Origin of the sequence: Corynebacterium sp. HMSC069E04 (assembly GCF_001813175.1) — a bacterium.
In the GTDB taxonomy this organism is placed as follows: domain Bacteria; phylum Actinomycetota; class Actinomycetes; order Mycobacteriales; family Mycobacteriaceae; genus Corynebacterium; species Corynebacterium aurimucosum.
Map to the genome: position 1 here is coordinate 38672 of NZ_KV811665.1, position 11953 is coordinate 50624.

Annotated in this window: 11 protein-coding genes; 4 read left to right on the plus strand and 7 right to left on the minus strand. The window is 63.3% G+C overall.

Going from position 1 to position 11953, the window contains the following annotated elements; translation table 11 throughout:
• Window positions 1–28: 28 nt before the first annotated feature.
• Genes HMPREF2896_RS04825 through HMPREF2896_RS04835 form a run of 3 tightly spaced genes read right to left on the minus strand, consistent with a single transcriptional unit; the run spans window position 29 to window position 4846 of the window.
• Window positions 29–4015 (minus strand): Pls/PosA family non-ribosomal peptide synthetase, encoded by a 3987-nt coding sequence (locus HMPREF2896_RS04825; RefSeq protein ID WP_070718160.1) that lies wholly within the window; start codon window positions 4013–4015, stop codon window positions 29–31.
• Window positions 4016–4492 (minus strand): MarR family winged helix-turn-helix transcriptional regulator, encoded by a 477-nt coding sequence (locus HMPREF2896_RS04830; protein ID WP_070546251.1) that lies wholly within the window; start codon window positions 4490–4492, stop codon window positions 4016–4018.
• A 54-nt stretch (window positions 4493–4546) separates the two neighbouring features.
• Window positions 4547–4846, minus strand: coding sequence for a rhodanese-like domain-containing protein (locus HMPREF2896_RS04835; RefSeq protein WP_070718264.1), 300 nt, complete (start codon window positions 4844–4846; stop codon window positions 4547–4549).
• Between the two features lie 91 nt (window positions 4847–4937).
• Between HMPREF2896_RS04835 and HMPREF2896_RS04840 the strand changes: the two genes are divergently transcribed.
• Window positions 4938–5750 carry an endonuclease domain-containing protein gene (locus tag HMPREF2896_RS04840; protein WP_070718163.1) on the plus strand — a complete coding sequence of 271 codons (813 nt, stop codon included), beginning with the start codon at window positions 4938–4940 and terminating at the stop codon, window positions 5748–5750.
• A gap of 160 nt (window positions 5751–5910) precedes the next feature.
• Here the strand turns inward: HMPREF2896_RS04840 and HMPREF2896_RS04845 are convergent, their stop codons facing one another.
• Together HMPREF2896_RS04845 and HMPREF2896_RS04850 are read right to left on the minus strand one after the other, a co-directional pair.
• Complete coding sequence (locus HMPREF2896_RS04845; RefSeq protein ID WP_070645531.1) at window positions 5911–6567, minus strand: LuxR C-terminal-related transcriptional regulator; 657 nt, start codon at window positions 6565–6567, stop codon at window positions 5911–5913.
• A gap of 3 nt (window positions 6568–6570) precedes the next feature.
• A complete protein-coding gene (locus HMPREF2896_RS04850) occupies window positions 6571–7275 on the minus strand; it encodes a sensor histidine kinase (RefSeq protein WP_070718164.1) in 705 nt (234 codons plus the stop codon).
• 98 nt (window positions 7276–7373) lie between these two features.
• Between HMPREF2896_RS04850 and HMPREF2896_RS04855 the strand changes: the two genes are divergently transcribed.
• From HMPREF2896_RS04855 to HMPREF2896_RS04865, 3 genes are read left to right on the plus strand one after another with little or no spacing between them, the layout of a single operon-like run.
• Window positions 7374–8060, plus strand: a complete 687-nt coding sequence (locus HMPREF2896_RS04855; RefSeq protein WP_070718167.1) for an ABC transporter ATP-binding protein — start codon at window positions 7374–7376, stop codon at window positions 8058–8060.
• Window positions 8057–9457 carry an FtsX-like permease family protein gene (locus HMPREF2896_RS04860; protein ID WP_070718170.1) on the plus strand — a complete coding sequence of 467 codons (1401 nt, stop codon included), beginning with the start codon at window positions 8057–8059 and terminating at the stop codon, window positions 9455–9457. The genes HMPREF2896_RS04855 and HMPREF2896_RS04860 overlap by 4 nt, the downstream gene beginning before the upstream one ends.
• The gene (locus HMPREF2896_RS04865) at window positions 9454–10383 is read left to right on the plus strand and encodes a S41 family peptidase (protein ID WP_070718173.1); all 930 of its coding nucleotides are present in this window, start codon (window positions 9454–9456) and stop codon (window positions 10381–10383) included. The genes HMPREF2896_RS04860 and HMPREF2896_RS04865 overlap by 4 nt, the downstream gene beginning before the upstream one ends.
• Before the next feature lie 78 nt (window positions 10384–10461).
• On the opposite strand, the gene HMPREF2896_RS04870 is transcribed toward HMPREF2896_RS04865, so the two are convergent.
• Together HMPREF2896_RS04870 and HMPREF2896_RS04875 are read right to left on the minus strand one after the other, a co-directional pair.
• Window positions 10462–11019, minus strand: a complete 558-nt coding sequence (locus tag HMPREF2896_RS04870) for an endonuclease domain-containing protein (RefSeq protein ID WP_246817308.1) — start codon at window positions 11017–11019, stop codon at window positions 10462–10464.
• Between the two features lie 404 nt (window positions 11020–11423).
• Window positions 11424–11897: an inorganic diphosphatase gene (locus HMPREF2896_RS04875; RefSeq protein ID WP_010188812.1), complete on the minus strand. Its 474-nt coding sequence runs from the start codon at window positions 11895–11897 to the stop codon at window positions 11424–11426.
• Between the last annotated feature and the right edge of the window lie 56 nt (window positions 11898–11953).

Here is an 11953-nt window from a genome sequence, read left to right on the forward strand (position 1 = left end):
AAACCTGCCGCCTCCTTTATTTTTTTATCTATTTCTTCCAGGGCTCGATAGGGTTTCCCTGCCACTCGGAGTTGCTCGGAACCTGGTCGCCACGCATCACCAAGGAGCCGGGGCCAACCGTTGCCACGCTGCCGATGACCGAGGCCGGCAGCGCCACCGAATGCGAGCCCAGGGTAGCGCCGGCCTTGATGGTGACGGTATCTAGGCTCATGACGCGGTCCTGGAAGAGGTGCGTTTGCACCACGGTGCCCGGGCCGACGGACGCGCCTTCGCCCACAAAGCACAGGTCCGTCTCCGGGAACCAGTAGGAATCGATCCAGGCGCCGCGGCCAATCGTCACGCCCAGCGCGCGCAGGCCCTGGTTGATTTCGCCCATGCCATAGGTGTGAGTAAAGAACCACGGGGCGGCCACCGCCTCCACGAAGGTGTCCTGTAGCTCGTTGAGCCACACGAAGGCGGACCACAGAGGGTGATCGCCAGCGGTCTGCGTGCCCACGCAGATCCACTTGACCGCCACGGTGATCGCCATCGCGATGGCGCCCGCCACCATGAGGATGAGGCCGCCGAGGGCCCAGGCGGTGGCGATGCCGAGGGCGTCGGCAAGAGCGTAGAGCGATGCCAACGTGCCCGCCAGCAACATGGCCGAGGTCATCGGAGCCAGCAGGCGCATGGTTTCAATCGCACCACGCGCGGCCTTGACCCCAAAGCCCGGGTTATAGGTGAGGGATTCGCCCTCCACACCGTCCACGTGGGCCTCCACGCGGCGCATGCGCTCCGGCGGGGAACCCCACCAGTTGGCACCGGACTTGGTCTTCTTCGGCGTCGAGGAGAGCACGGCAACCAGCGAGTTCTTCGATAGTTTGCGTCCGGGTCCGGTGATGCCGGAGTTGCCCACGAAGGAACGCTTGCCCACCTTGGTCTCACCCGTGAGCATCCACCCGCCACCGAGCTCATAGCCGCCGATCATGGTGTCATCCGCCAGGAACGCACCGTCCTTGACCTCGGTGAGCTTGGGAACCATGACGGCCGTGGAAATCTCCACGTCCTTGCCAATCGTCGCGCCCAAGGAACGCAGCCACGCTGGGGTGAGCTGCGAGGCATAGATGGGAAAGAGCTGCGTGCGGGCCTCGTCCATGAGGCGTTCGATGGCCCACAGGCGCCAGCCCTTGGCGGAGCGCACCGGTGCCACACCGGGCTTGATGCCCAGCGAGAGGATGCGCACGCCCAGCCAGGTCTGCAGCATGAAGGTGGCGAATGCCGCAAGCGCGCCCAGCGGGGCGAAGAAGATAGAGCCGACGAAGGCAGAGCCCTCGGTCACCGCGATGAGGGCAACGACCACGGCAGCACCCACGGCCAGCGCCACGATGGGCTGGAGGGCCAGCAAGATAGAAGTAGCGCCGTAGATGGCTACCCACCACGGGCGGCGCTTCGGGGCATGCGACGGGAAGCGATGCTTGGAGCGGCCCACCTTCTTGGCAGGAGATCCGGACCAGCGCTGACCGTCCTTGATCTTCTTGCGCCCAGTGACGGTGGAGCCGGCCTCGACGTGGGCATCCTTGCCCACGACGGTGCCTGGAAGCAGCGTCGAGCGCGCGCCCACGCGAGCACCTTCCTTGACCTCAATGGCGCCGACGCGCAGGATATCGCCGTCGAGCCAGTAGCCGGAGAGATCGACCTCGGGCTCAATCGCGGCGTGCTTGCCCAGGGTTAGCAGACCCGTTACAGGAGGCAGCGAGTGCAGGTCCACTCCGCGGCCCATCTTCACTCCCAGCGCGCGGGCATAGTTATTGACCCACGTCGCGCCCGCAATCGAGCGCGAGCCAGAAGCATCGGCCCAGCGTTCCGCTGCCCAAATACGCAGGTGTGTTGAGCCACCGCGCGGATAGTCGCCGGGTTTAATCCCGGCGGTGATAAGCCGCGCGCCGAAACCGCCGATGGGGATGCGGCCGATGGGGGTGACAAAGATGACGATAAGGAGGATGACCAGCCACCATGGCGTGGTCATGGCCCACTCCACGCCCAGCAGGTTCGCCAGGTTGGAGCCCAGCAGCAGCCAGGCCAGCCACGTCGTGGCGGCCAGCGTCATCACGGGGATCTGGATGAGTGTTTGCGCGAGGCGCGTGCCGGCGCCGACGGGCTTCACCTCGCGTGCGGGTCCGGCGTCCTCGACGGACTCGGCACCGGCAAGCTGCTCCGCCAGGGAACCCAGGCGCGGGTGGTCGTAGAGATCGCGCACGGCCACGGTGGGGAAGCGCTCGCGGATGCGGCCGACCAAGGTCGCCGCGGCCAGCGAGGTGCCGCCGAGGGAGAAGAAATCAGCGTTGACGTCCTCCACGGAAACACCCAGGGTGTCCACCCACAGCTCCGCCAGCCACTGCTCGGTGGGGTTGAGGCCGTCTGCCTCCACGCCCACTCCCGGCAGCGGCCACGGCAGGGCTTTCTTATCCACCTTGCCGGAGGTGCGAATCGGTAGCTCCTCCATGACGCAGATGCGCGGGACGAGCGCTGCCGGCATGGACTCCGCCAGGCGGGCGTGCGCGGCCTCGTGGTCGAAGCCGGCATCCGGGTCATCCAGGGAGACGTAGCCGACGAGCACGGACTCGCCGCCCGGTGTCTTCTGCACGGCCACGGCGGAGTTGTACACGTTCGGCAACGCGGCGACGTTAGCTTCGACCTCACCGAGTTCGATGCGGCGGCCACCAATCTTGACCTGGTCATCGACGCGACCCACAAAGTACAGGCCGTCCTCTTCCAGGCGCACGTGGTCACCGGTGCGGTAGGCGCGCTCCCAGCCCAGGGACTCCAGCGGCGCGTACTTCTCCGCATCCTTCACCGGGTCCAGGTAAGCAGCCAGGCCCACACCACCGATGACGAGCTCGCCCACCTCACCGATGTTCACGGGGACGCCGTGCTTGTCGACGACCACCAGGTCCCAGCCCTTCAGCGGCAACCCAATCGACACGGGCTTGCCCGGCAGCATGCGCTGCGCGCAGGCCACGACCGTGGCCTCGGTGGGGCCGTAGGTATTCCACATCTCGCGGTCCTCGGTGGCCAGGCGGTCCGTGAGCTCTTGGGAGCAGGCTTCGCCGCCGACGATGAGGAGGCGGATGTTGTCCAGGGCCTCGGCGGGCCAGAGGCCGGCCAAGGTTGGGACGGTGGAGACCACCGTGATGTCACGGCGAATCAGCCAGGGACCTAAGTCCATGCCGGAGCGCACCAGCGAGCGCGGGGCCGGAACCAAGCAGGCACCGTGGCCCCAGGCCAGCCACATTTCCTCGCAGGAGGCATCGAAGGCTACAGAAAGGCCAGCCAGGACGCGGTCCTCCGGACCGAGCGGACCGTGCGGGCTATCCACCAAAAAGAGGGCAGCCTCGGCATCAACGAAGGCGGCCGCGGAGCGGTGGCTTACGGCCACGCCCTTGGGCTTACCCGTTGAGCCGGAGGTGAAGATGATCCACGCGGTGTCTTCGGGTCGCGGTTCCTCGAAGGGGACGCCATCTCCACCGCCATCCTTTTCGTCGAACGCGGGGCGCGCCATCCGCGCCCCGCCCTCCCGCAACATGCGGAAACCTTCGTCGGTGAACACACCATCGATATCGGCCTCGCCGAAGACCATCTCGGCGCGCTCATCGGGGTCGTCGGCATCGACGGGCACGTAGGCCGCGCCGGCGGCGAGCGTGGCCAGGATAGCCAGGTAGAGCTCGCGCTTGCCCGAGGTCATGCGGATGCCGATGCGGTCGCCACGGCGCACACCGCTGGCGTGGAGTTCGGTGGCCCATGCGGAGACGTCGGCAAGCAGCTCGGCGTAGGTGAGGATTTCACCGTCGTCGAGGGCAGCAGCCTCGGGGAAGTGCTCTGCTGTGGTCTTAACGATGTCCCAGAGGGTGCGCGCCGGTGCGGCCTCATCACCAAGGAGGTAGTGCTTGGGGACCTCGGGCATTACCGGGGTCTCGGGCTCGTCTGTGTGTAGGGCATGGCGGCCCCCTGTACTGGGAAGATTATCGGGTTCCGTCATTTAAGCATCACTGCTTTCTGTATCGGCAGGTGTGTCCGCCGCGATGATGGCGGTGGCCAGTTTGCGCAGGTGCTTGAGCTGCTTGTTGGTGGACGCGTCGAGGGCTTCGTCCTCGGCCTTCGCTACCAAAACGGTGAGCTCTTTGTGCGCCTTCACGCCTTTCTTGGTGGAGGCAATGATTTGGCGGCGGCGGTCCTTGGAGTCACGCTCACGCTTAACCCAATTGCGAGACTCCAGTGAATCCAGCAGGCGCACCATGTCGGAAGCGTCAATGGCCAAGGTTTCCGATAGTGCGGACTGGGAGGACGCGGCTTCCGCAACCAGGCAGGTGAGAACCCAGTACTCGCGCAGGGTGGTCTTCTGCGTTTGTAGTGCGGCCTCGACGCCTTCGCGGGTGCGGCGGCGGAGGCGCTCCAGCTGGAAGGAGGGGGACTCTAGGAGCGAGGTGGGAATCGATACGGAGTTAAAGGTAGGCATGCCGACGATACTACGCGCCTACCGTAGCAAACTTAAATCATGGGTTATGGCCCACTAGTTTGGGTAAACCATGGGGCGGCCTTGGGCCTTCCATGCGTCCGTGCCGCCCTCGACATTGATGACGTCCCAGCCTTTCGCGTGCTCGAGGTACTGGCAGACCTGCATGCTGCGCCCGCCTGCATGGCAGATGACGTAGATATCGCGGTCTGGGTCAATCTCGTCGAGGCGCTCTACGAGGTCTCCCATCGGGATGTGCGTGGCGCCTTGGGCATGCTCAGTGTTCCACTCGTGGCCCTCGCGGACGTCGATGAGCTGGGCGCTTTCAGGTACTTCAGTGGGTTGTACGTTCTGCATGCGCACCAGCTTACGGGGTTTTCTTGCGGGACTGGTTGGGGCACTTTACTGTGAGGAGTACGGGGTGGGGTAATCAATCGGAGGGGGCTAAATGGAGGAGATTGTCGGCCGCGCAGGCGCAGCGGCAGCGGCCAAAGGTGAGGCGATCAAAATTACGCGGGGGCTGTACCTACCGCGTGAACCAACGGCATACGAGCTAGCGCAGGTGCTCAGCCGGCATTGGCCAGACAGTGCGTTGGACGGATACTCCGCAGCGATGGTGCTTCTTGAGCGGAAACCTGGCTTTCCACTGCAGCTCATTCGCGAAAAAGGCTTAGAGGATACGCGCTTTTATGTCGGTCGCCGTGCCCGCCCAAAGGGGGTATTCCCCTATGACGGGATAAACGTCTGTAATCCACTGCAGGCGGTGGAGGCCATAGAAGAAAAGCACGCGGTGAAGTTCCTGGAAACGTTCTTATCTGGTAGGGACGCGGAAAAGCGGCTGAAGTCGCTCTCCATGGACTTTCGGCGGTTCCCGCAACACACTCGGCGAGTGTTAGAGAAAGCAGTCATCGGTGCGGATAGTGTGCCCGAGCGGGCCCTTACTCGTGCACTGGAGCCCTTCTTTAAGGTGCTCAACAACGCGAAAATTGGCCCCTACCGGTGGGATCTCCTTTTAGAAGAGCACAAGATTGCCATCGAGGTCGACGGCTACGCTTATCACCGCGGGGAAAACCGCCGGCAGTTCGAGCTTGACCGCCAAAAGTTGAATGATGTGGTGCATCGCGGCTACACGCCCCTCCACTTCACCGCGACCACGATTGAGCATCATCTAGACAAGGTGGTGGAGCAGGTGCGCGGGGTGGCACAAGGGACGAAACGGTATCTGGACCCGCCGTGGATGTGGCACCGGTTCTTTGTGTGAGTGTGCGAGGGGGTGATGTCGTTCACGGTAAATAAGGCCGAAAAATCGCGAAAATTTGGGCCTTATTTACCGTGAACGTAGTCAAGATAACGTGCTCGAGGGGCGAAAGCATACAGCTGCTACCCGTGTGGAGTACGGGGTCAAAACGGCAGCGGCCGGTTTAGCGGTGCGCGGAGAGATACTCCAAGATTGCCTTGACGCGGCGGTTGTCTTCGCTGGGATCTAAACGCAGCTTGGTGAAGATATTGGAGACGTGCTTGGCCACCGCGGCGGAAGACAGGACGAGCTCGGCGGCGATGTCCTTGTTGGACTTGCCGCGCGACATCAATTCGAGCACCTCGCGCTCGCGCGGGGTGAGTTCGCCCAAGCCGCTGCGCCCAGAACTCATGAGGGCCTGCGCCACGGTGGGATCGATGACGGTACCGCCCTGGGCCACCACGTCCAAGCTGGAGAGGAAGTCCCGCACCTCGGAGACGCGGTCTTTCAAAAGGTAGCCGGTCCCGGCATCAGGGGAGTCGAAGAGCTCCACCGCGTATGCGGGGGCTACATACTGGGAGAGCACCATGACGGGTAAGCCCGGGTAGGCATTTCTCAAGTTCACGGCGGCTTTCAAACCGTCATCGCCCATGGCCGGTGGCATGCGCACGTCCGTGATGACGATATCCGGCAGCTCATCGCGCAGCTTGTCCACCACCGCCTCGAGCGCCGGCGCAGAATCCGCCTGGCCCACAATCGAATGCCCGCGGCGCTCCAGAAGGCCGGCGAGACCCTCACGCAGAATGGCGGAATCATCCGCCACCACGATTCTCAAACTCATTTCTTACACTCCTGACTGTCCGCGATCGAGAAGAAGAGGAATCGAGCACGCCAGCCTCGTGGGCCCGCCCGGGGGAGACGATAAAGTCATCTCTCCGCCGAAAGCGGCGAGGCGCTCGGCCATCCCCGCTAGGCCGTGACCTTGTACAACCTGCGCGCCGCCCGGCCCCTCATCCACCACGGTGATTTTTAAAGAGGCATCTGCGGTCACTAAAACGGAAACCGGCGCGCCGGGCGCGTGCTTGGCCGCATTCGTCAGAGCTTCCGTGCCGAAGAAGTAGCCGCAGGCCAGCACGGAAGCGGAGAGTTTTGGCAAAGGATGCGGGGCGAAGACGCTGACGTGGGGGCCGTGGGAAGAAGCAGCGTCGGCAAGCGCGGCCACCAAACCATGATCCTGCAGGACCTGCGGGTGGATGCCGTGCACCGTGGCACGCAGGGAGTGCAGGCCGCGGTCCACGTCCTGCTTGGCGGCGGTGAGCAGCTCGGCGAGGTCTGCGGGGGCGTCGAGAAGTGCCTCTCCCAACTTCATGCTCGCGGCCACGAGGTATTGCTGCGCGCCGTCGTGCAGGTCGCGCTCGATGCGTGCGCGCTCCACCTCATAGGCATCCGCGATGGCGCGGCGCGAGGCCGTGAGCTGCGCAATCTTCTGTGCTTGCTGTTGCTCATGGTTGGCGGGCTGGGGCTTTCTTCGGAACACGGCTTTCAGCATAACGGGCGCCACCGACTACAGGGGTAGTGCTGGCACTACCGTAAAGAGCAACGCTAGGGCTGTTCTTTCTGCGGGCCCTTCACGGTGGAATGAGAGACATGGCACAGACACTTTCCCTGACAGACATCACCAAGGATTTCGGCGGCGGCCCGGTGCTCGCCGGAATCTCCCTCGACGTTGAACCGGGCGAGCTCGTGGCCGTCATGGGGCCATCCGGCTCCGGTAAGTCCACGCTGCTGCATTGCATGTCCGGCGTGCTGACCCCCACGCACGGCAGCGTGCGCTACGGAGATGAGGAGCTCTCCGCGCTTGGCGACGGCCCCCGATCCCGCCTCCGCCTGCGCAACTTCGGCTTCGTCTTCCAGGATGGCCAATTGCTGCCGGAGCTGAGCAACGTGGATAACGTGGCGCTGCCCGCGATGCTTAACGGCGTTTCGCGCGGTGCTGCACGCAAGCGCGCGATGGAGCTGCTGGACCAGCTGGGATTGGGCGGTCTGGCGGAGCGCCGCCCTGCGCAGGTGTCCGGTGGCCAGGCGCAGCGCGTGACTATCGCGCGTGCGCTGGTGGCCAATCCGGGCGTGGTCTTCGCCGACGAGCCCACCGGTGCGCTGGACCAATCCACGGGTCACGAGGTCATGCAGATGCTGACCACCATCGTGCGCCAGTCCGGGGCGAGCCTGGTCATGGTCACGCACGACCCGAAGGTGGCCGACTGGATGCAGCGCCGCGTGGAGATTCGCGATGGCATCATCCACGATGACCGCCGCCTCGAGGTGATTCGATGAACACCGCGACTTTAGTCTTTGACCTGCAACGCGAATCCATTCGCGCGCGCTCCGGAACGGGAATCGTTTCTTTGTTGGCTATTGTGAGCCTGACCATTGGTTCCGCCATTGCCTTCCTCGTCGCGGGCGGTACGTGGATGTTTTGGGAGCGCGCCCAGCACGTCGAGGAGGCCGCGCCCGCGCTCAAGGAGGCCTTCGGCAACGAGATGGAGGCCTTTCTTTATCCTTGGTTTGCCCTGGCCCTGCTGGCCTGCGCCTTCATTCTTCCGGCGCTGTTTAACCTCACAGCCCAAGCCGCCGTCCTCGGCGCCTCCGGCCGGGAGCAGCGCCTGGCCACCCTGCGTCTTCTGGGGTTGAGCTCCCGCCAGGTGGAGCGCATGGCCATCGTGGAGACGGGCCTGCAAGCCATCATCGGCATCGTGCTCGGTGGGCTGATCAGCCTGCTCATCGCGCCGGTCTTTACGCAGGTGGACTTCCAGATGCGTTCTATTGCTGTATCCGAGATTCTTCTCCCGTGGTGGGGCTATCTAGCCGTGGCCGGTGTGCTCTTTGTGTTGGCTATCGGTGCGGCACTCGTCGGCATGCAGCGCGTGCGCGTGAGCCCCCTGGGGGTGGCCAAGCGCCAGATGCCCGCGGCCTATCGTTGGTGGCGCGTCATCGTCTTCCTCATCATCGCGGGTATCGGTGGTGTGTTGCTCTCCGGAAAGGCGGGCCCGCCGACCGCCATGGTCATCGTGGTCATGTTTGGCATGGTGATGAGCATCAACCTCATTTCCCCTTTTATCTTGCAGCTCGGCGCACACATCATGTCTCTCTTTCCTGGCACCGCGCACTTCGTGGCCTGCCAGCGAGTGGCGGGCAATGCACGCCCGGCATGGAAGCGAAGTGCGGCCATCGCGTTCTTCGGCTACTTGGCGGGCTTCCTCGTTGCCGCCCCCTTGGGCTCTGATGCCTTGGCCATGGTTCTCAAAGAGGACCCGGGGATGAACGTGGTGTTTAAGGACATCTCCACCGGTGTCTTATTAACCCTCATCTTCGGCTTCACGCTGACCACCATGTCCATCATTCTGGGGCAGGTCTCCGGCATCTTCGAAGACAAGGAACTCATCCGCTCCCTGGATCTCATGGGAGTGCCGCGCGGCTTCCAGTTCCGCTCTGGTGCTCTGACCATCATGGGGCCTGTGGTGGGATTGAGCTTCTTCGGCTTCCTCTTCGGCGGTGGGATCGCCTCGCTGATGTTCTTCTCCAGTGTCGAGCAAAGCGATGTCGACGTTCTTGGCCGTCTGCTCATGGCCTTCGGATTCCTAGCCGTGGGCTGGCTGGTCACGCTGCTTGCCATTATCCTTGTTGAGCCCCTGCGCGGCTACGTGCTGCGAACCGGAGGGAGAAAAGAATGAAAACTGTACTGAAAATCTTCGGCGGACTTTTTCTCGTTGCCCTCATCGCCGTGGCTGCGGCCGTGTATTTCTTCGGCCCCTCCTATGGCGGGGCATTCTTCGGAAAACCCGTGTTTCTTTTTAATGCCAGCGAGAAGCGCATTAATACCGCGATGGTGGATACCGCAGCGCTCTCCGGAATCTATGGCGAAAGTGAGGAATTCCAGCGCGCACGCGAGGCCTTCAAGGAGGACCCCACGAACACCGAGCTCCTCGATGCTGCCATCAACGCCGCCGGCGGCAAGCACTCCAAGGTCTTTAGCACCGAAAAGGAAAAGGCCGCCGAAAGCACCGAGCCTTCGGTCGACTTCGAGGACGGCGTCCTGCGCGCGACCGTGCCCTCCATCGGCCGCCACGATGACGGCCAGGCCTACGCCGACACGCTTGCTCAGGGCCTGACCGCGCAGCCGGAGGCCTGCGCTGCCGTGGTGGATCTGCGGGGCAATGACGGCGGCGACATGGGGCCGATGTATGCGGGCTTAAGCCCCCTGCTACCGGATGGCACCGCGCTCTCCTTCGTCAGCCGTATGGGCACAACTGACGTGGTCATCGACGGAAACTCCGTGACCGGCGGAGGTACGCCCACCACCACGTCGGGTGGCAAGCTCGACGTCCCTGTCGCCGTGCTGACCGACGGTGAGACCGCCTCCTCCGCCGAAGCCACCCTACTGGCCTTCCGTGGACTGGATAACGTACGCACCTTCGGTGAGCCGACTGCCGGCTATGCTTCCGCCAACGTGGCCCTGGATTATCCGGACGGCCGCTCACTCATGCTCACCACGGCCAAGGACAAGGCGCGCACGGGCGAGGAATTCGCCGAAGATCCCATCGCTCCGGACGCTCCCGAATCCGAGCTCGACTCTTGGCTCGCTTCCCACTGTAGTTAGTTAGCTGCAGTGTTAGTAAGCCGCAGCGTTAGTCAGCCCAGTTCGTTGTCGGCACGTTGCGGCTGAACAGCTGCAACGCTAGCCTGCCCAACGCTCGCCTTCCCACCGCCAGTAGTGGTGCCACTTCCACGGCGGAGGCACGAACTCACCCCGCCCTTGTATGACCGCGAGCACCTGGTGCACAGCGACGTCGAGGTGGTGCTCAATCGTGGCGGCGGTGAAGTGGAGGGGCCGGTAGCCGCGCTGGATGGCGTCGTTAAGCTTCTGGCGGTCGATTTCGAAACGCTGCCGGTTCTCGCCTTTGTGATAGGCATAGCCGTCCACCTCGATGGCCACCTTGTACTCCTCTAGCACCAAGTCCCAGCGGTAGGACCCAACCCGCACGTTGTTGCGGACCTTGACGTGCGGCTCGAGACCCCGGGTGAGGTCGCGCTCCGGCTTGCTATCCGCCCCAACGATGGCCTTCTCTAGGATTTCACGCGTGTGCTTGGGCAGGCGGCGAAAGTCCAGCTGTTCGGTCTCGATGCGCGAGCGTCCGTGCGGCCCGGCGAAGAAGGCTTCGATGAAGGCTACGGCATCCTCCTGCGCCATCGTCTCAATGCATTGCAGGGGACTACATACATTGACTCCGTTCATGCTGCCCAGTGCCTTGGGGCGCGCCCGCCGACTGCGAAAGTACGTGCTCGATGGGAGAGTGGAGTCGCGAATAAACTCGAGCGGGAATTGAAGGGGCTGTTCTAAGTACCGGCGAGCGGCGGAATAGCCGTCAAGCGCTAAGTCAGGCCATTCACGCGACATGATTTGTGCTAGCTGAAGCGGTGTTGGCTCCTTTGAGAGGTAAAAGCCATTCGCAATCTTGATGGCTCCCTTGCGCCGAGCCCCGCGGGAGACATCGCGTCCCCGATAAATCTCAATCAATGTTCCCCCCGGAACGAAAAAGGTACGTTTTCGCAAATAGTGGCGAAAAACTGGTAGGTTTTCAGCCCTTATTTACCAAAACGTACCTGACAGTGCTCTAGCTGGCACGCGGAAGCAGCGGCTTACTTGAAGCGAGCCTTCGCTTCCTCGAGGATCTTCTCTGCCTCAGCCTTGTCGCCCCAGCCGGAGCCGGTTACTTCCTTGTTCGGCTCCAGGTCCTTGTAGCGGGTGAAGAAGTGCTCGATCTCATCCTTGATGTGCTGCTCCACATCGTTGATGTCCTGGTAGCGCTCCCAGCGCGGGTCATCGACGACGGCGAGCAGCTTGTCGTCGCCGCCGGCCTCGTCGGTCATCTTGAACACGCCGAGGACACGAGCCTCTACGACAACGCCGGGGAAGACCGGCTCCGGGAGGATGACCAGTGCGTCCAGCGGGTCGCCATCCTCACCCAGGGTGTGGTCGATGAAGCCGTAGTCAGCCGGGTAGGCCATCGGGGTGAACAGGTAGCGGTCGAGGTGGACCTTGCCGGTCTCGTGGTCGATCTCGTACTTGTTGCGGGAGCCCTTAGGGATCTCGATGGTTACTTCAACGCTCACGGCTGAATCCTCCATAACTATTAGGTTGGTATGTGCTCCGCTTAGTCTACCGCGCT